Origin of the sequence: Deefgea salmonis, assembly GCF_020531905.1 — a bacterium.
Classification (GTDB): Bacteria; Pseudomonadota; Gammaproteobacteria; order Burkholderiales; family Chitinibacteraceae; genus Deefgea; species Deefgea salmonis.
In genome coordinates this window covers 120,949-147,459 of sequence record NZ_JAJAWG010000005.1, presented here as the reverse complement: position 1 = coordinate 147,459, position 26,511 = coordinate 120,949, and the positions used below count along the sequence as shown (strand labels likewise).

Below are 26,511 nucleotides of genomic sequence, written 5' to 3'. Positions count from 1 at the left end.
CTAATGCTCATTGCCCCCTACAATTGCATCGATTCGGATCGATTGCGGCTTACGAGTTACAGGGCTACGATTGTATCGGATTCGGAATAATTATCGCTTACAAATTACAATTAAATTAGACTTAGCTAGATAAGAAATTACTTACAAATTAATCATAGATTAACTTAACGGCATTGCAGCCTACAAGACTGATGTGTGACAATCCAGCAGAGTATTTACGCACCAGAATACGGCTCAAATCACCAGCTGTATTAGATATGAATTAATGTGCCACTTACGCGTGCAAAGCGGCTCTCACCCAAGGCCAAATAAATGACTTCTAAAACAAAACGCCATCGAATACATGCCACAACAATTAGCTCATTAATCATCTGCATCACCATATTGACACTTTCTGGATGCGCAGCACGTGCATATACAAAAAGTTCAGGTGATCTCCAGGCTTCAAGTCAGCACAATGAACCCGTCTGTTTTTTAATAGCTCCAATACCAAGCAGTATCCCTCACACAATTATTGGCGAAATAAAAGGAAGCAAGCGATGGTACGGAAGCTTCTCAGAAGTGCTAAAGGTTATGGCAAATGAAGCACGTCGAGTCGGTGCAGATGCTGTTATGGATTTAGAAACAAAAACTGATATGAATGCGATTGCTTGGGCCCGCCCTACAGGCAAAGGCATTGCTATCAAAATAACTGACCGATCAACTTTCGATTGTGGCAAATTAAACGGGACACTACGATAACCCGTACACTGCAACAAGTAAATTAAACTAGCGAAGCGTTATCCGACAAAATTAAATGAATAAGTCGGATAACGCCTTCAACTCATCCGACCTACAAATTACGATACCTACCCCACCTTCTTCTTCAACATCTCCAACGCCATCGCTGGATTGGCCTTGCCGCCGGAGCCTTTCATGACTTGCCCGACCAGTGCATTGAGCGCCTTCTCTTTACCGCTGCGATATTCTTCAATCGCTTTCGGATTGGCCGCCAACACGGTATCGACAATCGCTTCAATCGCACCGGTGTCGGATTCTTGTTTCAGGCCGTCGCGCTCGATGATGATGTCGGCGGTGTCGCCCGATTCCCACATCTTCTTCAACACGTCTTTGGCGGTTTTATTGTTGATGGTGTTGTCCGAAATACGAGCAATCAACGCGCCCAAAGCGGCTGCGGAAATTGGGCATTCAGCAATGGTTTTCTCTTCGCGGTTCAGCGTGGCCGAGATGTCGCCCATGATCCAGTTGGCAGCGAGCTTGGCATCCGCACCGGCAGCCACGGTCGCTTCAAAGTAAGACGCCAGTATCTTGCTGGAGGTCAACATCCGCGCGTCGTAGGCGGATATACCGTACTTCTCGATAAAGCGCGCTTGCATTGCTACTGGTAATTCTGGCAATTCACTTTGCACCCGAGCGATCCATTCCTCACTAATCACCAGTGGTGGCAAATCTGGATCAGGGAAGTAGCGGTAATCGTGCGCGTCTTCTTTGCTGCGCATCATGCGCGTTTCGCCCTTATCGGGATCGAACAGCACCGTGCCTTGCACCACGCGGCCACCGTCTTCGATGGTTTCGATTTGCCAGCGGATTTCGTAATCAATCGCTTGCTGCAAGAATTTGAACGAGTTCAGATTCTTAATTTCGCGGCGCGTGCCAAGCTCAACTTGGCCAGCTGGGCGCACCGACACGTTAGCGTCCACACGGAATGAGCCTTCCGACATATTGCCGTCGCAAATGCCGATCCACGTCACCAACTCGTACAATGCTTTGGCGTAAGCCACAGCTTCGGCACTGGAGCGCATTTCTGGTTCAGAGACGATTTCGAGCAAGGGTGTACCAGCGCGATTTAAGTCGATGCCGGTCATGCCTTGGTAGTCTTCGTGCAGCGATTTGCCGGCATCTTCTTCTAAATGGGCACGAGTGAGGTTGATTTTGCGCTCTTCGTCACCGACTTGAATGGTGATCACGCCGCCTTCAACAATCGGCAAGTCCATTTGGCTAATTTGATAGCCTTTTGGCAAATCAGGGTAAAAGTAGTTTTTACGATCAAACACGGAACGGCGCTTCACGTTCGCGCCGATGGCGAGACCAAACTGAATCGCGCGCTCAACGGCGGCGCGGTTCATCACTGGCAAAGCGCCCGGCAAGGCGATATCGACCACCGCCGTTTGCGTATTCGGCGCAGCGCCAAACGCCGTGCTGGCCGGTGAGAAAATTTTCGATTTTGTGGTGAGCTGAGTGTGAACCTCTAGCCCGATGACGACTTCCCATTTCATGGTTTATTCCTCAATGCCCGTGTCGTCGTACAAATCAGTCAACGACACAGAAAAATCAATACTGGCTAGCTGAATTATTTCACTGCCGCTATAGCCGTGAAAAACCCAATCTCCATTGTCAGCACGGTGAAATACATGCACATTCCGCGATTCAGAATCGACGAGTACATATTCTTGCAAATCGGCGAGCTGGCGATAAATATCAAATTTTCGCCCTTGGTCATAAGCCGCCGTTGACGGAGACAATACTTCAACCACAATCCGCGCCGACGGCAAAGAAAGCATTGCCGCCTCTACTTGTCCGCAATGCACCGATACATCGGGGTAAAAACAACAATTAGCCACATCAACGCGTAAACGCATATCACTATTAGAGGCGCGGCATCCAGAGCCTTTTAAATGTGACTTGAGTAGAAATTGAAAGTTACTCGCCAACGTGCTGTGAGCATAGCTACCGCCACTCATCGCATAAACTAGTCCGTCATAATATTCATGTCGTTCCTGCCGTAATTGTTCTTCCGCCAAATATTGCTCAGGCGAAACAAAATCACTTTGCGTCAATGCCATTGCGACCTCCGTTTAAAGTTGCGGTGCCTTGGTATGCCAGTCAGTCACTTGCTGGTATTGATGCGCCATGCCGAGCATGCGGCTTTCACCGGCGTAGTTGCCGATGATTTGCATGCCAACCGGACGGCCGTTGCTGCCAAAGCCAACGGGGACGCTCATGGCAGGCAAACCGGCCAAGTTAACGCCCAGCGTGTAAATGTCTTCGAGGTACATCGCCACTGGATCGGCGGTTTTTTCGCCTAAGTTCCACGCGGTGCTTGGCGAAACAGGGCTAAACAACACGTCGCATTCTTTAAATACCGCTTGGAAATCGTTGGCGATCATGCGGCGGATTTTTTGCGCTTGCAGGTAGTAAGCGTCGTAATAACCGTGGCTCAAAACATACGCGCCGGTCAGAATGCGGCGTTTGACTTCATCGCCAAAACCCTCGGCGCGAGTTTTTTCGTACATTTCGTTCAAGCCCGAGTACTCGCTAGCGCGGTGACCATAACGCACGCCGTCAAAACGGCTTAGATTGGTCGAGGCTTCGGCTGGCGCGATGACGTAATACGCTGGAATCGCCATTTTGGTGTTCGGCAAGCTCACGTCAACAATGATGGCACCGAGTTTTTTGAATTCGGCCACTGCAGTGTCAATCGCGGCACGCACGTCGTCAGCCAAACCATCTGCGAAGTATTCGCGTGGCAGGCCGATTTTAAGCCCAGCTAACGATTGGTTTAAATCGCGAGTGTAGTCCTCGCTCGCTTGTTGCAAGCTGGTTGAATCACGCTCGTCAAAGCCAGTCATTACATTGAGCAAAATCGCGCAATCTTCAGCTGTTTGCGCCATTGCGCCGCCTTGATCGAGCGAGCTGGCGTAAGCGATCATGCCAAAACGACTCACCGTACCGTAGGTCGGTTTAATCCCCGTGATGCCGCAAAATGCCGCAGGCTGTCTGATCGAGCCCCCGGTATCGGTGCCCGTGGCCATTGGCACTAAACGTGCTGCCACTGCCGCTGCCGAACCGCCTGACGAGCCGCCAGGTACTGCGGTTAAATCCCAAGGATTTTTAACTGCGCCATAAAAGCTGTTTTCATTGGACGAGCCCATCGCAAACTCATCCATATTGGTGCGACCGAGCGTCACCAAACCGGCGGCATCGCAGCGCTCAACCACATTGCTCGAATACGGCGCAATAAAGTTGTCGAGCATTTTGCTACCACACGATGTTTTCCAACCTTCAGCGCAGAAAATATCTTTGTGTGCAAAAGGAACCCCAAGCAAGGGGCGCGTGTCGCCCGCAGCACGCGCCGCATCAGCAGCAGCGGCTTGCGCCAGCGTTTTTTCACGGTCAACGGTAATAAAGGCATTGAGGTGCTGATGCGCCGCGATGCGATCTAAATACTGCGTTGCCAACGCGACAGCGGTGGTTTCACCGCTAGCGAGTTGGTCAATGATTTGTTTGATGGTTAGCATATTTGTGCGTAGGGCATAGGGCGTAGGGCGTCAAAGCAGCAGGTTTTACTCCCCACTCCCAACTCCCTACTCCCCGACCCTAATTCCTTATTCAATGACTTTCGGAACCAGATAAAGGCCGTTTTCAACCGCAGGGGCAATCGCCTGAAACGCTTCGCGGCGATTAGTCGCTGTCGCCACATCGTCACGCAAGCGCAGTAGCATGTCTTGTGGGTGTGGCATGGGCTCAATGCCGGTGGTGTCGATGCTGCGCATTTCTTCAATCAAACTAAATAGTTGATTGAGTTGTTTATGACTCTCAATCACTTCATTTTCGGTCACGGCAATCCGTGCCAGACGCGCAATGCGCTGTACATCGTCTATAGATAGCGACATATTGGTATTTCCCTGTAGATACGTCCTAAATAGCGGCGCAGTCGTGTTGATCAACACAACAACTTTAATCGTAACGTGGCTCATATTTACCGCGTTTTTTCATCCTGAAACCACGGTATCACTTTGCTGACCAAGTACTGCGTACTTTAATCGTGACGTGGTCGTATTTACCGCGTTAAAGCTACTTAAACAACAACGCAATAGGGTATCATATCGGGTTTGTTTCTCCCACCTACGGCGAAGGCTCGCGGTAGCATTTACAGTGGACGCGAAATTAAAAATAAATGCGGAGCTTGATTCCTTGCAATACAGCATAATACGAGCATTCGCCCAATTTACAGTGGGCTGAACTGAAGTTTGGCTTGCCATCACACAACATCATTGCGGGATTATTAATGTTTGGACTTCTCTCTGGCTACTTTGCCAACGACATCGCCATCGACTTGGGTACAGCTAACACCTTGATTTATATGCAAGGTAAAGGGATTGTATTGGACGAACCGTCGGTCGTCGCCATTCAACAAGAAGGCGGCCCTTCAGGCAAGAAAACCATTTTATCGGTCGGTACAGAAGCCAAAAAAATGCTTGGCCGCACACCCGGCAATATCAATGCTGTGCGCCCAATGAAAGACGGCGTAATTGCTGACTTCACCATCACCGAACAAATGCTCAAGCAGTTCATTAAAAAAGTGAACCCAAGCCGCATGTTTAGCTCGCCACCGCGCATCGTGATTTGCGTTCCTTGCGGCTCGACGCAAGTTGAGCGCCGTGCGATTCGTGAATCGGCTTTAGGCGCTGGTGCGCGCAAAGTCGAATTGATCGAAGAACCAATGGCCGCAGCGATTGGCGCAGGCTTGCCGGTTGAAGAAGCCACTGGCTCAATGGTGGTCGATATCGGCGGTGGTACAACCGAAGTCGGCGTGATTTCACTGGGCGGTATCGTTTACGCTTCTAGCGTGCGTGTGGGCGGCGATAAATTTGATGAGTCAATCATCAACTACATCCGTCGTAACTACGGCATGTTGATCGGTGAAACCACCGCCGAAGAAATCAAAAAACGCATCGGTTCGGCCTTCCCGGGCGCCGAAGTGCGTGAGATGGAAGTGAAAGGTCGCAATTTGGCCGAAGGCATTCCACGCTCGTTCACGATTTCGAGCAATGAAATTCTCGAAGCGTTGACTGACCCACTCAATCAAATCGTTTCGGCAGTCAAACAAGCGCTCGAACAAACGCCACCAGAACTCGGTGCTGATATTGCCGAAAAAGGCATGGTACTGACTGGCGGTGGCGCATTATTGCGTGATTTGGATCGCTTACTGATGGAAGAAACCGGCCTACCGGTGATTGTGGCCGAAGACCCACTCACTTGCGTGGTACGCGGTTCAGGTAAAGCGCTTGAAAAGCTCGATAAAGGCGGCATCGGCATTTTTGCTAATGACTGATTAGATTGGCGGTAAGGTAAAGCAAATAGGGCTTGGCGTATGCCAAGCCTTTGCTGGTTTAGGCATTCGTATCGGCTTTTACACCTTCGCCATCCTCACACCTTCACTACTTCGCAGATCCAATGCAAGCTAATCAACCCGCCTTTTTTAAACAAGGCCCGAAACCGCTGACGCGTGTTTTGATTTTTTCTGCACTCTCGCTGGCGCTGATTTTCGGCGACGCCAACTATCAATGGTTGGGTCACGCTCGCGATAAGCTGTCTTTGGCGCTTTACCCCTTGCAATGGCTGGCCACCACGCCAATCAATGCGGTGATTGAAGGTGGTGATTTTCTGCAGCAACAAGCCCAATTGGTCAGCGAAAACAAAGCGCTCAATAACGATAAGCTCGCCGCCAAAGGCATGGCGATGCGCTTACAAGCTTTAGAAATTGAAAACGCCAATTTACGCTCACTGAGTATTGCCAGCGAAAGCACCCCGCGCCGCTCGCAGCTCACCAAAATTCTCTACAATAGCCGCGATCCTTTTGCGGCGAAATTAGTCCTTGATAAAGGCCAGCAAAATCAAATTAGTGCCGGGCAAATCGTGCTCGACGCCAGCGGCGTCGTTGGGCAAATTGTTCGCGTGCAACCCCTCACCAGTGAAGTGCGGCTGTTATCGGATCGCAATCATATGGTGCCGGTGATCGTGGCGCGCAATCAATTGCGCACAGTGGTGTATGGCACCGGTCGCCATGCGCCGCTTGAAGTCCGCAATATGGCGCAAAATGTTGACGTGCAAGTGGGCGACCAATTGCTCACTTCAGGCATTGATAGTATTTACCCTGCCGGCTTACCAGTCGCGCGAGTGACCCGAGTTGAGCGCACCACCGGCAATGCCTTTGCGCGCATTTATAGCGAACCTTTGGCCAAGATTGACCAACATCGTTATTTCTTAATTTTGGATGCGCCCGCTGCGCCACCGCCTTACCCAACAGAAGCTTCTGCGCCGAAGGCCAAGACTAAATAATGTGTATTTTTATTCCTTTAGCGCGATCAGCGCGCACGGCCGGAGCTTGAGCCATGCCAATTAGCCGCCAATTACTACGCCCTGCTGGCGTGGGCTTTATTTTCTTTTCTTTTGTCGTGGCGATTTTAATTAATTTACTGCCGTGGCAAGCCACAGCGATGAATTTTTCACCTGATTTTGTTGCCTTATTAATTATTTATTGGGCCCTCAATCAACCGCGCCGAGTCGGTGTGGCCTGCGCTTTCTTTTTGGGCGTGCTAATGGATGTCGCCAACGGCAATATTCTGGGGCAACACGCACTGGCGTATTCCATCATTGCTTATTTGGCCTTGGTGCGGCAGCGGCAATTGGCGATTTTTCCCTTTTGGCAGCAGGCTTTAATCGCCTGTGCACTGTTGCTACTTTCGCAGGCCATTATGGTGTGTATTCGCAGCATCATGGGCGAGCCTTTTGTCGGTTGGGGCTATTTTGCTGGCAGTTTATTTGCCGCCTTTTTATGGCCACCTTTTTCAAATTTGATGCTGATATACCAACGCAAAGACGCGCCCAACGAATTATGAGTTTGCATGATTGCTCTCATTTTTGGCCGGCACAGTCTGTCTGTTATTTTTTCGCTATTTCGCCAATAATCGGTCGTGGTTGTTTGGCAAGCCGCAATGGTATTTGCCATGAGTAAGAATGTTGTTTTAAATCCCAAAGGCGAGCGTTTTGCTTTTCAAATCCGCTTGATTGTCGCCGTGCTGTTTATTTTTGCCATGTTCGGCATCTTGTTTGCGCGATTTTTTTGGTTGCAAGTGGTTGAGCACGACCGCTACCTGACGTTAGCCGAACAAAATCGCATTTCTTTAGTCCCCATACCGCCCTCACGCGGCATTATTCGTGATCGCAATGGCGTGATTCTGGCGCATAATTTTTCGGCGTATACGCTAGAAATCACTCCGTCCAAAGTCGCCAATTTAGATGAAACCATTGCCAGCTTAAAAGGCATTGTCGACATTACGCCACGCGATCGTCGGCGCTTTAAAAAGCTGCAAGACGAAACCAAAGATTTTGAAACCTTGCCGATTCGCACGCGCTTAAGCGACGAAGAGGTGGCGCGCTTTGCCGCGCAAAGCTATTTATTTCCCGGCGTTGAGCTCAAAGCACGTTTATTTCGCCAATATCCCTTGGGTGAGGTGGGCAGCCATTTAATCGGCTATATCGGCCGCATTAATGACCGCGACATTAAAGACCTCAAAGAAGATGAGGTGTATGCCAATTATCGCGGCACCGATTACATCGGTAAGCTCGGCGTAGAAAGCAGCTATGAAAAACAATTGCATGGCCAAACCGGTTTTGAACAAGTTGAAATCGACTCTGGTGGCCGTGCCGTGCGCACCCTCAAACGTACCGCACCGCAGTCGGGCAAAGACTTAACTTTGTCGATTGATATTAAGCTGCAAGAAATGATCGAAAAACAATTTGGTGATCGCCGTGGTTCATTAGTGGCGATTGATCCGCAAACCGGCGGCATTTTGGCGCTGGTGTCCAAACCAGGCTTTGACCCCAATTTATTTGTCGATGGCATTGATCCGGTGAGCTGGAATGAACTCAATACGTCGATTGATAAGCCCTTACTCAATCGCGCCATTCGCGGCGAATATCCGCCCGGATCAACCTACAAGCCATTTATGGCCATGGCGGCGCTTGAACAAAACCTGCCATTAGTGCATCAAACGATTTCTGACCCCGGTTATTTTGTTTACGGCGGACATCGTTTTAACGACTCGAAAAAAGGCGGTTATGGCTCGATGAGTTTTGATCGCTCGATTGCGCTATCGAGTGATACTTACTTTTACCAACTGGCCGTACAAATGGGCATCGACAATATCGCCAAATTTATGTCGACCTTAGATTTTGGCCGCCCAACTGGGGTTGATTTACCCGGCGAGCGTCCGGGTATTTTGCCGAGCCCTGAGTGGAAAAAATCCCGTTTTAAGAATCCAGCACAGCAAAAATGGTACTCCGGCGAAACCGTCTCCATCGGCATTGGCCAAGGTTATAACGCCTTTACCCCCATGCAAATGGCGCATGCCACCGCCACATTGGCCAATCGCGGCTTAGCGTTTCGTCCGCACGTTGTTGCCACATTAACCGATCCACGCAGCGGCGAAAAAACCTTGGTTGAACCCAAGCCACTCAAAGCCATGGACTGGAAACCCGAAAATATCGAACGCGTCATCCGTGGTATGGAAGGCGTGATGACCATTGGTACTGGGGCCAATGTGTTTCGCGGCGCGCAATATGTTTCGGCCGGCAAAACCGGTACGGCACAGGTGTATAGCTTAAAAGGCGCTAAATATAACGCGCATTCAGTCAAAGAACGTTTACGCGATCACTCGTGGTTTATTGCTTTTGCCCCATCCAACAAACCGACGATTGCGCTCGCCGTGATTGTTGAAAATGGGGGTTTTGGCGCACAAGCCGCCGCGCCGATTGCGCGCAAAGTGCTCGATTATTACCTCACGGGCAAGATGCCTGAAGATCCACCGAGCAAGCCGGCATCGGCTGCAACCGCCATCGTCGAGGAAATTACCGGTGATTAGCTATATCTGGGATCGTATCAAGCGCCCAATTGATCCTGCGCTATTTATTTTAATTTTGTTGGTGTTTGCCGTTTCGGCGGGGGTGCTGTATTCCGCCTCTAATCGCGACTTAGAGCGCGTCACCGATAAAGTTGTTTTTATGGGTATCTCGCTCGGTATCTTGTGGTTTGTTGCCAATATTCAGCAAAGAACCTTAATGCAGCTGGCATTACCCGCCTATGTTGGCGGCGTGATTTTGCTGATTTTGGTCGAGTTTTTTGGGATTACCAGCCATGGTGCAACCCGCTGGCTCAATATTGGGGTTACCCGGATTCAGCCATCAGAAATCATGCGGATTGCCTTGCCGCTGATGGTAGCGTGGTATTTCAATCATTTTCAGGCCAGTTTGGGCAAGCGACACTTTGTCGCTGGCGCATTCATTATTATCGTTCCGGTACTGTTAATTATGAAGCAGCCTGATTTGGGCACCAGTTTGCTGGTGGCCTCATCGGGCTTTTATATCTTATTTTTTGCCGGTTTACCTTGGGCCGTTTTGGCGGTAATGGGCGCTGGCATTGCCGTTGTCGCCTATACCGTCACGCATTGGGATTTATGCATTAATATTTTGCACGAATACCAATGTCGCCGGATTGCCACCATGCTCAACCCAATGGAAGACCCACTGGGCGCGGGCTACCACATTATTCAAGGCACGATTGCCATTGGCTCGGGCGGCCTATTTGGCAAAGGCTGGCTGGCCGGCACACAAACACATTTAGATTTTATTCCCGAGCGCACCACCGACTTTATTTTCGCCGTTTATGGTGAAGAATTTGGCTTGTTGGGCAATGGTCTGTTATTGCTGCTGTATTTGGCGGTTATTTTCCGCGGCCTGATGATTGCCAATAGTGCGTCAACCTTGTTTGGTCGCCTATTGGCGGGCGCAATTTCAATGAATTTCTTTACTTATGCGCTGGTGAATATGGGCATGGTCACGGGCCTATTACCGGTGGTTGGCGTGCCTTTACCGTTGATTTCCTACGGCGGTACATCGATGGTATCCATTCTGGCCGGTTTTGGTATTTTAATGAGCATCCAGCGCGATCGCCCACTGATGAAGGCTTGATATGAAACTCAGCAATTCGGCCACGCTGGTGTGCGCCAGTGTATTTCTCGCAGCTTGTAGCAGCACGCCCCACAAGCCGCCCCCGGTACAACCCGCGCCGCCAACGACAACAACGATCACCGGCACGCCATCGCCTTATAGCTGCAGCTATAAGGCCAGCTCGGGCAACGGTGCTTTTTATAAAGACGATGGCCCAATGGCGGATTTTCCGGCCAATCTGGATCAAATACTCGAGCCAATCCCACGCTGGGAAACCCCGCATAAATGGGCTAATCGCCCATATACCGTGTTAGGACTGTCGTTCACGCCACACAGCCAAATTGATGGCTACAAAGAGCAAGGCATTGCCAGTTGGTATGGGCGTAAATTTCACGGGCAAAAAACCAGCATCGGCGAAACCTACGATATGTTTCAAATGACCGCCGCGCATCCAACGCTATCAATCCCCAGCTACGCCCGTGTGACCAATGTTAAAAATGGCCGCAGTGTAATTGTTCGGGTGAATGATCGTGGGCCATTTCATAAAGGCCGAGTGATGGATTTGTCTTTCTTGGCCGCTTGCCGTTTGGGCTACGCCAATAATGGCAGCGCCGAAGTCATTGTCGAAAGCCTGATGCCAAGCGACGCGCCGAGCGACATCATTGCCAACGCCAACGTCGCCGTTCACAGCACACCGGCACCGGTTAGTAATCAGCCACGGCCCATCCCCGTCGCCGAAAGCAACGGCAAAGTGTTTGTGCAACTAGGGGCGTTTTCGACGCAAAGCAATGCCGAAAGCTTTAAAGCGCACGTTGCCAGAGAGCTCGATCAAGACAGCGATAAACTCAGTATCCACAGCAGCAGCAACCTTTTCCGCGTTCGACTCGGCCCTTTTGCCAGCCGCAGCGAAGCGATGAATACCATTAGCCGAGTAACCGGTGAGAAAAACATTCAAGCGGTGATTAGCCAATAAACGTTCGAAGAGGATGGATCTGCAACCCATAGTTGCAGATTTTAAGTGCCTGCGGCACGATTGTTTACAGTCGCAGTCCGCGACGGGGACCCTCTTTTCTTTGTCTCGCCAAAGAAAAGAGGGGAAAAGAAAGGCGACCCGAGCGCGCCCAGCTCCGCTGTGCCCTCGATCGATCGTGAGCCAAACGATAAATCTGTTTGTCTCCCTCCTCACTCGGTGCGCTTGGACGGGTTTTTAAGCCCCAGACCAACGAGCGCGGCACGGCATCAATCGGTTTGAACAACTGAAAAATAATACCGGTATATCGCTGCATATATTTATTATCAACGCCTGCAGCGATATACTACTTAAGTCCGGGATGGTTTTTTTGCGGTTGATCTAGCCAATATCCTTGTACCTGATCCACCCCGAACTCGAGCAACATATTAAAAATCGTTTCGCTTTCGACAAATTCAGCAATCGTCGTTTTACCCATATCATGCGCAATGCTCACCATGCCGCGAACAAAAATCTGGCTGTCTCTATCATTGGGCAAATCGCGAATAAACAAGCCGTCAATTTTTAACACGTCGGCTTTGAGCTGCTTCAAATACGCAAACGACGCAAATCCTACGCCAAAGTCATCCAAACACACCACGCAACCGGTCGAGCGCAGCGCGTCGATAAAGCGCTGCGCATCGGATAAATCCGATACCGCTGACGTTTCGGTTAATTCAACCAATAAGCGCTTTGGATCCACCGCGTATTGCGTAAGTAAGCTGGCGATATACAGCGGTAATTCGGGCTCATCAAATGATCTCCCTGACACATTCACCGCAATCGACGGGCAATCTGGGTATTGGGCTAATAATCGAATCACTTCTTTAATCACCCAGCGATCCAAATCGATGATTTTGCCGGTTTTTTCCGCATGGCCAATAAAATTGCCCGGCATAATACAACCGCCTGCTACGTCGGGATCTTTCATGCGTACCAAGGCTTCTAAATGCGCCAGTTGCCGATTGTGGGTGTAATAAATACCTTGGTAATGCAGCTCAAAACCATCGTTTTCTAAGGCATCGACAATGCGCTCTTTCCACGATAATCGGCTTAACTCATTGCGTGAGTGATCGGCGTCTGGGCGATAAATTCGCCACGTATTTTTACCTGCCGCCTTGGCTTGATACATTGCCGTATCGGCGTGCGCCACCAATTGATCGGCAGAGTTAGCGTGCAATGGATAAATCGCGACGCCAACCGACGCCGAAGGGCGCATTAAATGATTGCCAGCGGAAAATTGAATTTGCATCACGGTTTGCACAATCCGATCGGCCAATTTGCTGACTTCAAACTCGTCGCAAGACGGTAGCAAAACAGCAAATTCATCGCCGCCCAAACGCGCAAACACTTCATGCCGGCGCACTTGCTTATTGACTTCGCGCGCAATATTTTTAAGCAACTCATCGCCAACGGTATGGCCAAAGCTATCGTTAACCAGTTTAAATTCGTCTAAATCAAAAAACACCAAGGCCATTTGATGATCGCGTCGATTCGCTTCGCTGACCATGCGTTCTAATTCTTGCTGAAAGCGATGGCGGTTAAATAGACCGGTTAATGCGTCACGCTCGGCCAAGTTCACCATCCGCTCAGCGATTAAGCGCTGTTGAGTGACATCTTCATACACCCACATGCGGCCATTGGTGACGCCTTGTGGATCGGTGACGCGGTAGCAGTTTTGCACAATCACACGGCGATCATTGAGGGTGATTTCACCAAAATCAACCCGATCTTCTAGCGAGGTGTGTTCTTCTAAATAACAAGACAGCACATCACTGAGCGCTGGTCGATTATCCGCCAGCTGCAAAATTTGCCCAATCGGACGGCCGATCATCACTTGTGACGATGACAGCCCCCAAACCTCACAAAAAGCGGGGTTAAAAAACACAATCCGATTGTCATTATCCACAAACAATACGCCAAAGCGCATCGCGGCCAATAAAGCCAACATGCGCGCACGCTCCGATTCGGCGTGCTGCAAATAGCTTTTACCCAAAGATTGAATCTGACGTAATTCAATCACTGATTTGCGCAGCGCCAAACGCTCATCTTTGATTTCGGTATTGTCGCGCAGGCTGATTCTGAGTCCTAAATAGCGTTGCTCTACATCGAACATCGGCTGCCAACTCACTGAAACCCAAAATAAACTGCCATCGCGCCGCATCGCGCGAAACTCATAATCTTGCTCAGTTGATTTATGATTGACCGCCTGCAAAAAAGTGTCTTCAACGCGTAAGCGTTCTTCTGGCGTGGCAATGGTTAACGGAAAACCGGGCAATAACAAACATTCACTGACTGAGTAACCGGTAATGCGAACGACCATCGCATTGGCCCACACCAATTGCCCTGCCGGATTGATCCACAACTCGGCGCTGTTGCTGGCGTCGGCAATCGCTTGATATTGCGCTTCACTGTCTTTTAAAGCGATGACATGCGTTTTAATTGCGCGGGCCATATCATTAAAACGCTGCGAAATTTTGGCCATTTCATCCGAACCATGCGCAGCCAAGACCGGTTCAAAATAGCCTGTTGCCGCCGTTTCTGTTGCTTGGATTAAACGATATAAATGCCGAGAAATCCACAAACCCACCAGCAGCATTAACCCCATAAAACCGATAAAACCGAGCACAACAATCAGGCTATTTTGCCAAATTAAAGCTTGAAAACTCCGATAAATACTGGCATTGCTTAGCCCAAAGCTCAGCGTTCCCAATTGCACCCCGTTCACCAGAAAAGGCGTTCGAGCATGCTGTACGGTTGGGCGATCCCACAATGAATAAGAATTATTCTGACGAGTTGTCGGTAGTTTTTCGGCGATATCCCAACCACGGGCGGCAATCATTTGCTGCTGCTCATCGAGCAACACCAAATAATCGATTTCGTCGGCCAACTGAAGATGATTCAGCACCTCGGCCGCTTTAACCCGATCGCCTTCAATCATCGAGGGTAAAAAAACCGCATTCAATAAACTAGATAGTGCCTGTATATGCGCAGCCTCTTGCTGCTGAGCCATCTCAGACCAGATACGGTGGGTATTACATAATAATGCGAGCAATAATAGCGCTTGCACCACGATGCAGGCCAAAATAAAACGAGAGCGCAAAGAAAGGGAAGATAAAGACATGCTAAAGCTTACTATCCCTCAAAATGCAATATAAGTAAAAACGCATATTAGCGAACAAAACGCGACACAATCCACCCTCTGCCACGTCAATTAACGCTGCAACACCTTAATAAACACCTTCGATCGCCGTTGATAGTTGTACAGTTCTTTTTTCTCCATCGGCAAATCTTCCACCGACGCTTGCTTAAATCCACGCTCGACAAACCAATGGCTGGTGCGGGTGGTTAAAGCAAATAGCTTTTCAATACCCAAGCCGCGGGCTTGTTGCTCAACGTGGCGCAATAAATCCGCACCGCGATCTTCATCACGATAATCCGGATGAATCACGAGGCAAGCCAACTCGGCCATTTTGCTATTCGGGAAAGGGTGAATCGCGACAATACCGATGGTTTTGCCATCATGCTCGAGCACCGAATAGCGATGCACTTCGCGCTCAAGTAATTCACGGCCGCGTTTCACCAGCACCCCTTGATCTTCCAGCGGCTCGATCAGCGCCAGCATTCGACCGATATCGTCAATCGTGGCTTGGCGCAAGGTTTCCAGTGGCTCACGCGAAATCATCGTGCCAATGCCATCGTGGGTAAACAATTCCATCAACAAACTGCCGTCGACATTATTGCTAATCAAATGCGCCCGCTGCACGCCATTGCGCACCGAGCGAATCGCACACGGTAGATACAAAGACACATCATCGTTGGCATCCGGGTGCTCGGCCAAAAAGTGTTCGGCCGCCAAAGCGGTCAATTCAGTTTGTAATTCACCGGCATCATTCATTACCCCATCTTGGCCAAATAAAAACAGCAATTTATCGGCTTTTAAAGCAATCGCCGTCGAGGTCGCCACGTCTTCTAAAGTCAGATTAAAAATCTCGCCAGTTGGCGAATAGCCGATGGTGGAAATCAGCACCAACTCGCCATCGTCCATACGGTAATTAATCGCCGTGGTATCGACTTTACGCACTTCACCGGTGTATTGCAGATCCACGCCATCACGCACACCCATCGGTTGGGCGGTAATAAAATTACCCGCCGAAACCCGAATATCGGCGTTGGCCATCGGCGAATTAGGTAGCCCCATCGAGAGCCAAGATTCGATTTCTACCCGTACATGGCCTGCCGCTTGAATCACGCATTCCAGTGATGGCTGATCGGTCACCCGAATACCGTTTAAATAACGCCCTTCCAAACCGCGCTCGGCCAGTCGCGCCTCAATTTGCGGGCGCGCCCCGTGCACCACAATTAAACGTACCCCAAGGCTAGTGAGCAAATTAATGTCATGCGTGAGCGTGGCAAACTTGCCATCACGAACCACTTCACCCCCTAAGGCAATCACAAAGGTGCGACCACGAAAGGCGTGGATATACGGCGCAGCTTGACGGAACCACTGAACAAAATCTTGCATCAACTCAACCTTTTAAAATCAGGGAGTGGGGAATAGGGAGTAAAGTCAAAAACATCCAACTCACCCGCCCTTAATCCCCATTCCCTACTCCCTATTCCCCGCTTTTAATAAGCACCACGTCCACTGACCACGGTTTTAATCGTTTTGCAGACAATCGCAATGTCGTACCACAAATTCCAATTTTTGACATACCACGCATCGAGCGCCACGCGCTCGGCGTAAGTGGTGTCGTTGCGGCCAGAAACCTGCCACAAGCCAGTTAAACCCGGCCGTGCTTCCAGATAAAAATCGACTTTATCGCCATAGCGCTCAAGTTCAGCGTCGATAATCGGCCGCGGGCCAACCAACGACATCTCGCCACAAATCACATTCCACAATTGCGGAATTTCATCGAGGCTGGTTTTGCGTAAAAAAGCGCCAATTTTAGTAATTCGTGGATCATTTTTAAGCTTGAAATCCGTGTCCCATTCGGCGCGCGCTTGCGGATCAGTCGCTAATAAATGGTCCAATACTTCTTGCGAATTGTGCACCATGGTGCGGAATTTCCAGCACTTAAATGGCACACCATTCATCCCCACCCGCACATGACCAAAGAAAATCGCCCCTGGCCCGCCTTCGCATTTAATTCGCCACATCACATACAGCAATAAAGGGCTGAGTAATAAGATGCCACACACCGCGCCAAACAAATCAAAAGCGCGTTTTAACATAATCAGCGGCTTAACCAATAGATTATTGCGCACGCGCAGCAGCAAGACTTCATGACTGAAAAAATGATGCGGCACCACGCCAAATAAAGGCAAACCGGCAATTGGCGGAATAATATGCAGGTCTTTATACCGCAGCGACAGTTGCTCGATTTGCGTTTCTAGCTGGCGCAATTCGTCTTCATTCACCGCAATCACCACATGCGGGCGGCCATTGCTGCTGAGCCAAGCCAACAGCGCTTCGCGCTCTAAACGCACCACCGGTAAACGCGCGCCATTAATGTGTAATTCATCTGGCGCATCTTGATCGACCGACAAAAACGCCTGCACTTCAAAGCCCAACTGACGCTCGCTATACATCGCCCGATACGCCTCAACCGCATTGGCGCCGGCACCAATAATCACCGTCGGCAATTGCCAAATTCGTTTTTTTAATAAGCAATCGCGCATTAAGCTGCGAAAATACGGCAGCAACACCAGCGCTACGCCCCAAGATACCGGCCACAAAAACCGCGACACGGTAAATTTACCCAGCAACACCAACATGCCATTGAGCAAGGCCGCCAACAATAAGGCGCGCAATACTTCGAGCAATTCATCCCAAAAAGGCAAACGCAAACTGTAATGCCCACGCCACCAAAAGCTGGCAATGGTCATAAAGGCCAAGCCTAAAAAAGCCAAACCTTGTTGCTGCCCTTCCCAAGCCCACCACAGACCAAAACTGGCCGAAATGCGGTCATAGCGAAAAATCCACAACAGCAGCATCGCCACGCCAAATGACAGCGCCAAGGCCATAAAATCTGCTAGCGCCAACCAAGGTTTGGCGCGCTCAGCTTGTAAATGTTTTTCTTGAATCATTGCGTCTCTTTGGGCGCCTTATCTGCCGTTGGCGCAAAGCCATACGCGGCATATAAGCTCGCCATCATCGGTGTTAAAGAATAAAACGCCAGCGCAAAAGCCTGCGCTTGCTGCCCCAATTGTCGGCGTAATGCCGGATCGGCGCTCAAAGCCTGTAAATGCGCGACAAACTCGTCAGGCGTATGCGCCAAATAGCCGTTTTCGCCATTTTTAACTAAATCACGATTGCCAACGACATCGGTCGCCACCACCGGTAAACCGGCCGCCATCGCTTCAATCACCGCCACTGGCAAACCTTCCCAGCGGCTGGTTTGAATATAAATATCCAGCGTTGCCAATTGCGCCAAAGCCGCAGTCCGATCACACCAGCCCGACACGGCAACGCCGGCGGCGCGCAGTGCCGCTTCGCCGCTGGCTTCGCCACCGCCCACCCAAACAAACTCCAGCTCGCTGCTGGCCATTTTGCTCGCCACTTCGGCAAAAAACTCTGGATTACGCGCCAAACAAACTCGGCCCACCGTGCCAATGCGTAGACGGCGGGGAGTGGGGAGTGGGGAGTCGGGAGTGAGCGCGTTCGCTGGCGGTATTTTGCTTAAATCGACCGCGTTATTTACCACCACCACATTGCCGGATAAATGCTGGCGAATTGCTTCGCCCTCCGACTTTGAACAGGCAATAAAGGTCACCGGCACCCCGGCGAGTAATTTTTCAATCGTTAAGAAGATCCCGTTTTTCAAACGGCCTTCCGCGCGCTGCAAAAATGACAAACCATGCGGCGAAAAAAACCAACGCGGCCCATCAGAGCGCAAAGCCCAGGCCAAACTCACCAAACGCCCTAGCGCCCCAGCCTTACTGGAGTGCAAATGCACCACATCCGGCGCAATCGAAGCAATCCATTTAAATAAAGCGCGACCAGTACGAAAATCGTTTACCGGATGAATCGCTCGCTGCATCGGCAAATGAATACAATTGACCGCGGGCACAAATAAATCCCGCCATCCTGCTGGCGTTTCCTCGCGCACCGAATGAATCACCGTCACTTGATGCCCGTCTTGCGACTGAGCGTTGGCGATGGCCGACACCATCGACAACGTCCCTGCGCCAAATGATTCAACCACGTGGATAATTTTACTCATCAAATCAATTCCATCAGATACTCGTAGGAGCGGGCTTGCCCGCGAAAGCACATTTACAGCCAACACACATCCCAAAATGAGAAATTAGACAAATTCTTAACTAAACCTGCACGAATAGGATTTGCCACTATGTATCTTGCTACGGCCTTCACATCTTCATCAGCACGAATTGCATGATCGTAATAAGCTTTTTGCCAAATTTGTCGCCCAGTTTGCTGGTTCATTTTATTCAGCTCAATGGCCGTTGTTGACTTTAGTCGCCTTAACAACGAATCGAGACCACCTTCCTTTAATATTAACAACCAATGAAAATGATCCGGCATCACCACAAACGCCAAGGTTTGACTCAAACCCATATCATCACAAGATCGAAATCCATTGACCACACAACGAGCCTCATACAAGCCAGACAATAGCGCCTGTCTTTGATGACATACCGCAGTAATCACATATGCACAATCTGCGATAGCAACGCGTCCCTTGCGCAAATTTACCGCGTGCGCCCTTTCAGGCATGGTCTTCGCGGGCAAGCCCGCTCCTACGTTTGAATTTGGCTTTGATTTTAAACGCCAACGCATATGGCATTGCCAACAAAGCCAGCGTGCGGGCCATGCCTGCCATCGCTGCAGCACTGCCATCGAAGTATTTGCGCTGTAATTTCAACCGAGATTTAAGCTGCGTGTTGCGCTTGCCCAGCGAAATACCATTTGGGTCGAGTTCATATTTGATCAACACATCGGGTAAATTAGCCACTTGGTGCTGCCGCGCCAACGCCCAAAACAGCGCGTAATCTTCCGCCGCCGGAAAGTCCAGAGGATACATCCCTAGCGTATCGACCGCTGATAATTTGTAGATCACGCTTGGATGGATATACGCCGAGTTTTTTTTCATAAACTGGAGAATCTCAGCGTGCTCAGTGGGATGGCGCAATACAAATTGTTCAAGGCCATTTTGATCGACAAAGCTCGCTGCGCCACCGAGTAACACCACCTCGGAGTGTTGCGCTAGGAACGCCATTTGCTGAGCGATACGGGTCGATACATTCTCATCGCCGCAATCGAGCCGCGCAATCCATGTGTAGTCACGCGATTTGGCCCATTGCAAACCGGCGTTCAGTGCCCCTTCGATGCCTTTGTTTTGCGCCAAATTGAGTACGCGTAACGTACCGCAACCGTGGTACGCGGCATTCGCGGCCGCCATCTCTATCGGCGCCCGCGTGCTGCCATCATCCACCACCAACACATCACACGGCTCATCCGCGCCAATACTGGCCAATGATTTCAGTAAGCCATCAGGATTGTTGTAATGGGGGATCAGTAATAAAACCGAATGCTTTAATTCCACGTGCCAACTCCAAGCAGTCGTTTAATTTTTCGGGTGAATGACAACGGTAGAGCAAACGATGCTGCCGCTTTGGCGATATTGAGCATCGATTGCGGCCGCCAATCAAAATAGCGGGCGAGGATTTTGATCCGCATCGCTTGCTGCTGGCGGCGGCGGCTCATCGAAATACCGCTGTCGTTGTATTCAGAGCGCGTCAGCACTTCGGGCAAATTGGCGGTTGGGTAACGGGCAACAAAGGCCCAGAAATACGCAAAATCTTCCGCCGCCTTGCAATCGATGGGATAGAGGCCGATTTCCTTCACGCCAGCAGTGCGAAACATCACGCTCGGATGCGTAAAAGCATTGTCTTTATGCATCTGCCGCACAATTTGTGCGTGCGTTTGCGGTTGATGCAGCGTAAAGCGATCGCCCGAGGCATCAAAGAATGTCACCGCGCTGCCGAGTAAATACACCTCGGGGTATTGGTCTAGAAAGGCCATCTGCCGCGCGATGCGGTCCGATACACACAGGTCATCGCAATCGAGCCGCGCAACAAATTCATAGCCCGCCGCCAAAATCGCTTCTAGCCCCGTATTGAGTGCGTATTCAATGCCGCAATTGTGCGGCAAATAATAAAATTTCAGCTCACCTTTGGCGCGCCACGCGGCGCGGCATAAGGCTTCGTCGATGGTCGCACGCGTGCTGCCGTCGTCAACAATCACCGCGTCAACGCACTCATCCGCGCCGACCGAGGCCAAGGACGCCGCCAAACCTTGCGGATTATTAAAATGGGGGATCAAGAGTGCGGCGCGGTTCATGGCAGGCTTTAGGCGGTGAATGCGCTATTTTAACGGTTTTCCCCCGCAAAATCGCGCATTCTGGCGTAACAAGATGTCGCAAATGCCAACCCATTCTGTATGAACGGTCAGCAAAGCCGCTTAAACGTCGTGATGTTCGCTAAGCAGCGCCTGCCAACGATCGATTAACACCTCCTGCGAATAGCATTTTGCGCGTTGCTTGAGCCATTCACTTAACTCGGCTGCGTGCGTTTGCTGCGTAATGATTAAGTCGGCCAGTGCTTCGCCGCTGGCTTGACCAACGACAAATTCATCACGCCGTTCGGCAAACAGCTCATACACCCCACCGGCATTGGTGCTCGCCAACAACACGCCCATCGGCATGGCCTCCAACACCACCAAGGGGCAGCCTTCAAAGCCCGACGTGAGCAATAACACATCGGCGTTCGCCAGATAATCGCTGACATGGTCTTGCCGTCCAACCAAGGTAATTTGCCCACTCAAACGCCGCTCGGCAGCGACGGCGAGTAGCCAAGTCTGCAGCGGGCCATCGCCAACAACCGTTAGATGCGCGGCGACGTTTTTGGCATTGAGCGCCGCCAGCGTATCCAGCCACAGGTGCGGCTGCTTTTCGGTCGCGATCCGGCCAATAAACACCAAGCGCAATGGCGCAGGGTCAGCGCGTGGCACGGCGCTAGGTAGTGCTTGCGCGGCATCGACAAAATTGGGCAATACTTGCCAACTTGGTTTCGCTGTACAACCCAACCAGCGCGCCATTGAATCTTTGGCGTGATTGGAAACAAAGACCAATTCGTCCAGCTGCCGATACACAAATTGGCATGCACCGCGATGCACGGGGTTCATTTTGGCAAACTGATCAAGCTCAAAAAACGGCCCATGCACCCAAGCCATCACCCGTTTATTTAAACCCAGCGTTGCTGCATAGGTCATATACAGCGGCAGTAAAAATGTCCCGGCAATCACCACATCGTGCTCACGCGCCACGCGGCGCGCGGCGCGCCAACCGGCCAGCCAGGTCCATGGTTTGAGTGGCTGCCACACACTAGCCAGATCAACGACTTGCACCCGCTGAATGCGCGACGTCCATAAATTGCGATTGCCACCCAGCAGCACCAGCGTCACCGTGAAACCGCGTGCTGCTAACGCTTCACCGACCAAGACCGCACAGCGCTCAACGCCACCCAAACCCAAATCACGTAAGAAAATGGCGATTTTCATGCTTGCACTCGTTTGATGATTTGCCACACACGATCACTGATCAGCATACGAAATATTTGTTTATGCCATTTTTTCGCTTCTGACTGGGGTATGGGTAGCTTAGCCTTGATAGAAAAAGCGTCAAAGCACATACCCAGACTCACGCCTTGCGTGCGCTGCAATGCATCTAACCAAGCCTCGGCCAGCGCCGGTTGGCTCGCTGCAGAGAACTGCGCGATTTGCAATAACATCGCAAACACGCTGCGGCATTCGCTCACCGTCAACACGCGAGCCGGTTCTAGCAGCTCAGCCCATTCGGTCGCTACGGCTTGCAAGGGCAAAGGTAGCGCTTGCCTGGCGTAATCGAGACGAATTTTCTGCGCGGTGGCGCGAAGTTGCTGTTTTTTGGCCTGCGTAATCTGTCCGGCGTGACAGCGATAATCGAGCAGCACGGCAGGCACGCCAGTAAACAGCGCGCCTTGCAAAGCCAAACGGCACCATAGCGCATAGTCTTCGGCGTGAATCGCACTGGCGTCGTAACCGGCGCCTTTGACTAAACTGGCGCGCATCATCACCGTGGGATGGGCGAGGGTAGAATTAAACAGTAAGCCAGTTTTAATGCTGGCATCGGTACTTTGCGTTTGCCATTCTCCCGAGCGATCGCCAATAAAGCGCACCCAAGTGCCGCAAACATCGGCGCCGGTTTCTGCCAAGCGCGCCAACTGCATTGCCAATCGCTGTGGCCAGCAAATATCATCGGCGTCGATGCGTGCCAGCCATTGCCCTTGCGCCAAAGCAATCGCTTCATTGAGCGTGGCAATCAAACCGCGATTTTCGCGGCTGATCACCTTAAAACGCGAATCATTGGCCGCAGCTTGCTGCAATAAAGCCCAAGTGCCATCTGTTGAGCCATCATCAATCGCAATACATTCCCATTGGGTATGAGTTTGAGCGGCAATTGAATCAAGGGTTTGCTGCAGATACGCCTCGGAATTAAAACAAGGCAAAAGAAAAGAAACCAAACTCATCAATGATTTGTCCCTATTGCTGCCGCTTGGCGAAAAATCGGTCGCGCGCGCCACCAAAAAGCCAGCACGATAAACAATTCCACACACAGCACACTTTGCGCCGCACGCACGCCGCCGTGCGCCGAACCGGGCACCCACCAGCACATCAAGATCACATTCAGTATCCCAGCGACCACCAACACGCGGCTGAAATAACCTTCATGGCCAAACACCAGCAACGTTTGCTGCCCATACACCAAAGACAAAGCACCGAGCAAAATCACTGGGGCAAACCACAGCATTACCGTTTGTGAATCGCTTAACGCCAAAAAAGCCTTAGATAAAGAAAAATCCGCGCCAAACCACGCCACGCTGATCGGCGTCAGTAGCGGCAAAAACAGCGCCAACATCAAAGCCATGCTTAAACCCACTGCGCCTTGAATCAAAAACGCTTTGCGAATTAAACGCACGGCTGCGGGCTGATCGGTGGCCGCCAATTGGGCAATCCGGGGATAAGTCGCTTGCACCAAAGGGCCGATTAAACCTTGGGCGATATACACCAGCTTACTGGCCGCTGCAAACAAGCCCACTTGCACTGGAGTCGAAAACAAACCCAGCAATACCGTGGTTGATGTGGTGTAAAGACTGGTTGAAATCGCCGAGAGGAAAAACGGCCAGCTGGCTCTAAGCGCGGTTTTCAGCTCGGAATAATGAATCCGCACCCACGCAGGTTTGGCCACACCCCAACCAGTAAACCACCAAACCACACCGGCCAAAATTTGCGGTGTCGCTTGTAAAATCACCGCCAACACGATGTCATTGGGGCCGCTGACCCACAGCAATAAAAAGCCCAAAGTCAGCGCACGCGCCACCACCATTAAGCCCGAAGCGAGCTGCAGCTTTTCAAAGCCTTGGAAATACCAAATAGGGAACAATACCGAGCTGAGAATATATAGCTGGCTCCACAAGAAAACCTCAGCGTGCGCTTGCCAGCTGCCCAAAGTAAAGGTCAGCAGCAATAAAATCAGGCTCGACACCAGCATTAGCCCGAGCTTAGCCCAAGTAACGCGCCAAAAAATCCGCGCCGCGGCCTTCGGGTCATCACGCACTTGCGCCACATCGCGCACGGCGGATAAATTAAAACCAAAATCGGTCAGCAAAACGCCGTACTGAATCGCCGCAAAGGCGTAATTCATTACGCCAAAGCCTTCGGTGCCTAATTGCACCAATAAAAACGGGAAGGTAACAAAAGACACCACATAATTAAGGCCCTGTACCAAGTACAAGGCCATAATATTAGAACGCAAACGCGTATCAAACACTCACTACCCCTTCGCCGCTATCGCGCTCAAACGCAATCAATGTCCGCATTTTACGCTAGCCATAAAAAAACGCTGTAACACCATGTTTACAGCGTTTTAACTGCGCAAATAATCCAACCCTAAAACAAAGTCATATCATCGCTATCACTGCCATTACCGACTTTAAAATACGCCGTATCGCCGCGTAAAGCTTCGGCCACTTGCTTGATATTATTACTGGTGAGCAACACCGATTGCGCCGCCGTTGAATGATCTTGACTCGAATGCGAGATTTTTTCGACTGAATCGGCAATATCGTCGGTATTGCGGCTAATTTCTTCTAAAGCATCGTGAATTTGCGCCATGTCTTTACTGGCGGTAATCGAGGCAGTTAAAACCTGCTGCATTTCCGATTGCGCTACGCCAATCAAACTTACACCAGAACCAACGCGATCGACGCTTTGCTGGATGGTTTTCATCATTTCATCGGTCATTTTGCCAATACCGGCAATCATCTCGCCAATCGAGCGCGCCGAACCGGTAGTGCGATCAGCCAGTTTACGCACTTCATCGGCCACCACCGCAAACCCGCGCCCGGCTTCACCGGCACGCGCCGCCTCAATCGCCGCATTTAACGCCAATAAATTAGTTTGATCGGCGACTTCGCGAATCGTGGTGACAATTAAATTAATTTCACTCATTTGCACATGCAGCTGGCCAATATGTTGTGCCGACATCGTGACGCTTTGCTCGACGCTTAATACCTCATGCGTCACCTCTTGCAATACTCGCGTGGTTTTCATCGCCGCCTCGCCGGTTGCGGCGACTTGGCCAAACGCCTCAGTCGCTTGTTTGGCCATACTGGCCATGGTGCTGGCGAGTTCTTCAACATTACCGGCAATTTGCTTGGCATTTTGGCTTTGCGCCTCGCTCGAGCGTGATAGATGCTGGGCTTGCTCGCTTAATTGCTCGGCACTGCTAAGTAACACCGTCGTTTGCCCGTTCAAGCTAGAAATCACATCCGTCCAACGCCCGCGCATTCGCGATAAAGTCGCCAGTAAGCTGGTTTGATCACCAGCTTTAACTGGGACAACATAGGTTAAATCACCCTGCTCTAAATACCGTGCCGCCTCATTACCTACCGAGGGTTCTCCACCCAAAGCTTTCATAATAAAGCGATACAGGTATATACCCCCAAGGCTTATAATCACAACCAAGAGCAAACTGGTGCTTAAACCCAGCCAAAAAATAGCTGCGATTTTGGCGTCAACCGTCTTAACCGTTGCAGTTTGCACAGCGCTTACTTTGAGCTGCAATTGATCAATCAGCGCTTGCGCCGCTTCCGATTGCGCATCAAAGCCGGTTTGCGGCGCTTTCATCAAGCCATTACCCGCTGCTCGGTCTTGCCCATAAGCGGCGACCATTTGCAGCCCTGTTGCATACAAGCGCTGCGCTTGTTGCTGCAGTAAATCGCCCTGAATTGACATGTCTGGGGCCAATTGACGCATTTGGGCAATGTTTTTTTCGGCGCTGACGAGTGATTTTTTAGCATCATCAATACCGTCATTTTCTTGAGTTGCCGAGGCGTCGGTAATAAATTGCTGAATTTGCACCACATCATATTTTACTTGCACCAAATGCTCGACCAAGCGATCAATGACCCGATGCTCGTACTGCCGTAAAGCTTGTAATTGATTTAAAAAAACAAACAGCAACACGATTTGCAAGAGCGCGGTGCTGATGACAATGGCAATGAACGTGATCAATAAAGGCTTAATATTTTTCATCGACCTTCCCGTTAAACAGCACATCAAAACGATGCTTGTCTTATTCAAGCAC

At 50.7% G+C, this 26,511-nt stretch carries 22 protein-coding genes; 7 read left to right on the top strand and 15 right to left on the bottom strand.

What is annotated here, in order from left to right; all coding sequences use genetic code 11:
• Positions 1-312: 312 nt before the first annotated feature.
• Entirely contained in the window at positions 313-741 is a 429-nt protein-coding gene (locus tag LG219_RS09875; RefSeq protein ID WP_226764319.1) for a hypothetical protein, read from the top strand.
• Between the two features lie 107 nt (positions 742-848).
• Here the strand turns inward: LG219_RS09875 and gatB are convergent, their stop codons facing one another.
• The 4 genes from gatB to gatC all read right to left on the bottom strand — a co-directional run bounded on the left by gatB (position 849) and on the right by gatC (position 4,673).
• The gene (gatB, locus tag LG219_RS09870) at positions 849-2,276 is read right to left on the bottom strand and encodes an Asp-tRNA(Asn)/Glu-tRNA(Gln) amidotransferase subunit GatB (protein WP_226764318.1); all 1,428 of its coding nucleotides are present in this window, start codon (positions 2,274-2,276) and stop codon (positions 849-851) included.
• A 3-nt stretch (positions 2,277-2,279) separates the two neighbouring features.
• Positions 2,280-2,843 (bottom strand): Uma2 family endonuclease, encoded by a 564-nt coding sequence (locus tag LG219_RS09865; protein ID WP_226764317.1) that lies wholly within the window; start codon positions 2,841-2,843, stop codon positions 2,280-2,282.
• 12 nt (positions 2,844-2,855) lie between these two features.
• Positions 2,856-4,298, bottom strand: a complete 1,443-nt coding sequence (gene gatA, locus LG219_RS09860) for an Asp-tRNA(Asn)/Glu-tRNA(Gln) amidotransferase subunit GatA (RefSeq protein ID WP_226764316.1) — start codon at positions 4,296-4,298, stop codon at positions 2,856-2,858.
• Between the two features lie 87 nt (positions 4,299-4,385).
• Positions 4,386-4,673, bottom strand: a complete 288-nt coding sequence (gene gatC, locus LG219_RS09855) for an Asp-tRNA(Asn)/Glu-tRNA(Gln) amidotransferase subunit GatC (RefSeq protein ID WP_226764315.1) — start codon at positions 4,671-4,673, stop codon at positions 4,386-4,388.
• A 395-nt stretch (positions 4,674-5,068) separates the two neighbouring features.
• On the opposite strand from gatC, the gene LG219_RS09850 reads away from it, so the two are divergent.
• From LG219_RS09850 to LG219_RS15430, 6 genes are all read left to right on the top strand, one after another.
• Positions 5,069-6,115 (top strand): rod shape-determining protein, encoded by a 1,047-nt coding sequence (locus LG219_RS09850; protein WP_173532505.1) that lies wholly within the window; start codon positions 5,069-5,071, stop codon positions 6,113-6,115.
• 122 nt (positions 6,116-6,237) lie between these two features.
• Complete coding sequence (gene mreC / locus LG219_RS09845) at positions 6,238-7,122, top strand: rod shape-determining protein MreC (protein WP_226764314.1); 885 nt, start codon at positions 6,238-6,240, stop codon at positions 7,120-7,122.
• Between the two features lie 53 nt (positions 7,123-7,175).
• Positions 7,176-7,682 (top strand): rod shape-determining protein MreD, encoded by a 507-nt coding sequence (gene mreD, locus LG219_RS09840; RefSeq protein ID WP_226764313.1) that lies wholly within the window; start codon positions 7,176-7,178, stop codon positions 7,680-7,682.
• Between the two features lie 108 nt (positions 7,683-7,790).
• Entirely contained in the window at positions 7,791-9,707 is a 1,917-nt protein-coding gene (mrdA, locus tag LG219_RS09835) for a penicillin-binding protein 2 (protein ID WP_226764312.1), read from the top strand.
• Positions 9,700-10,812: a rod shape-determining protein RodA gene (rodA, locus tag LG219_RS09830; protein WP_226764311.1), complete on the top strand. Its 1,113-nt coding sequence runs from the start codon at positions 9,700-9,702 to the stop codon at positions 10,810-10,812. The genes mrdA and rodA overlap by 8 nt, the downstream gene beginning before the upstream one ends.
• Before the next feature lies 1 nt (position 10,813).
• Complete coding sequence (locus tag LG219_RS15430; protein WP_284691675.1) at positions 10,814-11,764, top strand: septal ring lytic transglycosylase RlpA family protein; 951 nt, start codon at positions 10,814-10,816, stop codon at positions 11,762-11,764.
• Positions 11,765-12,107: 343 nt separating this feature from the next.
• Here the strand turns inward: LG219_RS15430 and LG219_RS09815 are convergent, their stop codons facing one another.
• The 11 genes from LG219_RS09815 to LG219_RS09765 form a co-directional block, all read right to left on the bottom strand.
• Positions 12,108-14,924 carry an EAL domain-containing protein gene (locus tag LG219_RS09815; RefSeq protein WP_226764310.1) on the bottom strand — a complete coding sequence of 939 codons (2,817 nt, stop codon included), beginning with the start codon at positions 14,922-14,924 and terminating at the stop codon, positions 12,108-12,110.
• A 90-nt stretch (positions 14,925-15,014) separates the two neighbouring features.
• On the bottom strand, positions 15,015-16,325 hold the full coding sequence (argA, locus tag LG219_RS09810) for an amino-acid N-acetyltransferase (protein WP_226764309.1): 1,311 nt from the start codon (positions 16,323-16,325) through the stop codon (positions 15,015-15,017).
• 104 nt (positions 16,326-16,429) lie between these two features.
• The gene (wbaP, locus tag LG219_RS09805; RefSeq protein ID WP_226764308.1) at positions 16,430-17,890 is read right to left on the bottom strand and encodes an undecaprenyl-phosphate galactose phosphotransferase WbaP; all 1,461 of its coding nucleotides are present in this window, start codon (positions 17,888-17,890) and stop codon (positions 16,430-16,432) included.
• The gene (locus tag LG219_RS09800) at positions 17,887-19,026 is read right to left on the bottom strand and encodes a glycosyltransferase (protein WP_226764307.1); all 1,140 of its coding nucleotides are present in this window, start codon (positions 19,024-19,026) and stop codon (positions 17,887-17,889) included. Before LG219_RS09800 ends, wbaP begins: the two co-directional genes overlap by 4 nt.
• Before the next feature lie 53 nt (positions 19,027-19,079).
• The gene (locus LG219_RS09795) at positions 19,080-19,556 is read right to left on the bottom strand and encodes an REP-associated tyrosine transposase (protein WP_226764306.1); all 477 of its coding nucleotides are present in this window, start codon (positions 19,554-19,556) and stop codon (positions 19,080-19,082) included.
• On the bottom strand, positions 19,534-20,370 hold the full coding sequence (locus LG219_RS09790) for a glycosyltransferase (protein WP_226764305.1): 837 nt from the start codon (positions 20,368-20,370) through the stop codon (positions 19,534-19,536). Before LG219_RS09790 ends, LG219_RS09795 begins: the two co-directional genes overlap by 23 nt.
• Positions 20,361-21,167 (bottom strand): glycosyltransferase, encoded by an 807-nt coding sequence (locus LG219_RS09785; protein ID WP_226764304.1) that lies wholly within the window; start codon positions 21,165-21,167, stop codon positions 20,361-20,363. Before LG219_RS09785 ends, LG219_RS09790 begins: the two co-directional genes overlap by 10 nt.
• Positions 21,168-21,287: 120 nt before the next feature.
• Entirely contained in the window at positions 21,288-22,385 is a 1,098-nt protein-coding gene (locus LG219_RS09780) for a glycosyltransferase (RefSeq protein ID WP_226764303.1), read from the bottom strand.
• Entirely contained in the window at positions 22,382-23,392 is a 1,011-nt protein-coding gene (locus LG219_RS09775; protein ID WP_226764302.1) for a glycosyltransferase family 2 protein, read from the bottom strand. The genes LG219_RS09780 and LG219_RS09775 overlap by 4 nt, the downstream gene beginning before the upstream one ends.
• On the bottom strand, positions 23,392-24,693 hold the full coding sequence (locus LG219_RS09770; RefSeq protein ID WP_226764301.1) for an oligosaccharide flippase family protein: 1,302 nt from the start codon (positions 24,691-24,693) through the stop codon (positions 23,392-23,394). Before LG219_RS09770 ends, LG219_RS09775 begins: the two co-directional genes overlap by 1 nt.
• A gap of 119 nt (positions 24,694-24,812) precedes the next feature.
• Positions 24,813-26,459 (bottom strand): methyl-accepting chemotaxis protein, encoded by a 1,647-nt coding sequence (locus LG219_RS09765; protein WP_226764300.1) that lies wholly within the window; start codon positions 26,457-26,459, stop codon positions 24,813-24,815.
• Between the last annotated feature and the right edge of the window lie 52 nt (positions 26,460-26,511).

What these genes read in the sequence shown, in the direction of transcription:
- LG219_RS09875 (WP_226764319.1), top strand. Translation starts at nt 313, where the DNA reads ATGACTTCTAAAACAAAACGCCATCGAATACATGCCACAACAATTAGC.
- gatB (WP_226764318.1), bottom strand. Translation starts at nt 2,276, where the DNA reads ATGAAATGGGAAGTCGTCATCGGGCTAGAGGTTCACACTCAGCTCACC.
- LG219_RS09865 (WP_226764317.1), bottom strand. Translation starts at nt 2,843, where the DNA reads ATGGCATTGACGCAAAGTGATTTTGTTTCGCCTGAGCAATATTTGGCG.
- gatA (WP_226764316.1), bottom strand. Translation starts at nt 4,298, where the DNA reads ATGCTAACCATCAAACAAATCATTGACCAACTCGCTAGCGGTGAAACC.
- gatC (WP_226764315.1), bottom strand. Translation starts at nt 4,673, where the DNA reads ATGTCGCTATCTATAGACGATGTACAGCGCATTGCGCGTCTGGCACGG.
- LG219_RS09850 (WP_173532505.1), top strand. Translation starts at nt 5,069, where the DNA reads ATGTTTGGACTTCTCTCTGGCTACTTTGCCAACGACATCGCCATCGAC.
- mreC (WP_226764314.1), top strand. Translation starts at nt 6,238, where the DNA reads ATGCAAGCTAATCAACCCGCCTTTTTTAAACAAGGCCCGAAACCGCTG.
- mreD (WP_226764313.1), top strand. Translation starts at nt 7,176, where the DNA reads ATGCCAATTAGCCGCCAATTACTACGCCCTGCTGGCGTGGGCTTTATT.
- mrdA (WP_226764312.1), top strand. Translation starts at nt 7,791, where the DNA reads ATGAGTAAGAATGTTGTTTTAAATCCCAAAGGCGAGCGTTTTGCTTTT.
- LG219_RS15430 (WP_284691675.1), top strand. Translation starts at nt 10,814, where the DNA reads ATGAAACTCAGCAATTCGGCCACGCTGGTGTGCGCCAGTGTATTTCTC.
- LG219_RS09815 (WP_226764310.1), bottom strand. Translation starts at nt 14,924, where the DNA reads ATGTCTTTATCTTCCCTTTCTTTGCGCTCTCGTTTTATTTTGGCCTGC.
- argA (WP_226764309.1), bottom strand. Translation starts at nt 16,325, where the DNA reads ATGCAAGATTTTGTTCAGTGGTTCCGTCAAGCTGCGCCGTATATCCAC.
- wbaP (WP_226764308.1), bottom strand. Translation starts at nt 17,890, where the DNA reads ATGATTCAAGAAAAACATTTACAAGCTGAGCGCGCCAAACCTTGGTTG.
- LG219_RS09800 (WP_226764307.1), bottom strand. Translation starts at nt 19,026, where the DNA reads ATGAGTAAAATTATCCACGTGGTTGAATCATTTGGCGCAGGGACGTTG.
- LG219_RS09785 (WP_226764304.1), bottom strand. Translation starts at nt 21,167, where the DNA reads ATGAACCGCGCCGCACTCTTGATCCCCCATTTTAATAATCCGCAAGGT.
- LG219_RS09780 (WP_226764303.1), bottom strand. Translation starts at nt 22,385, where the DNA reads ATGAAAATCGCCATTTTCTTACGTGATTTGGGTTTGGGTGGCGTTGAG.
- LG219_RS09775 (WP_226764302.1), bottom strand. Translation starts at nt 23,392, where the DNA reads ATGAGTTTGGTTTCTTTTCTTTTGCCTTGTTTTAATTCCGAGGCGTAT.
- LG219_RS09765 (WP_226764300.1), bottom strand. Translation starts at nt 26,459, where the DNA reads ATGAAAAATATTAAGCCTTTATTGATCACGTTCATTGCCATTGTCATC.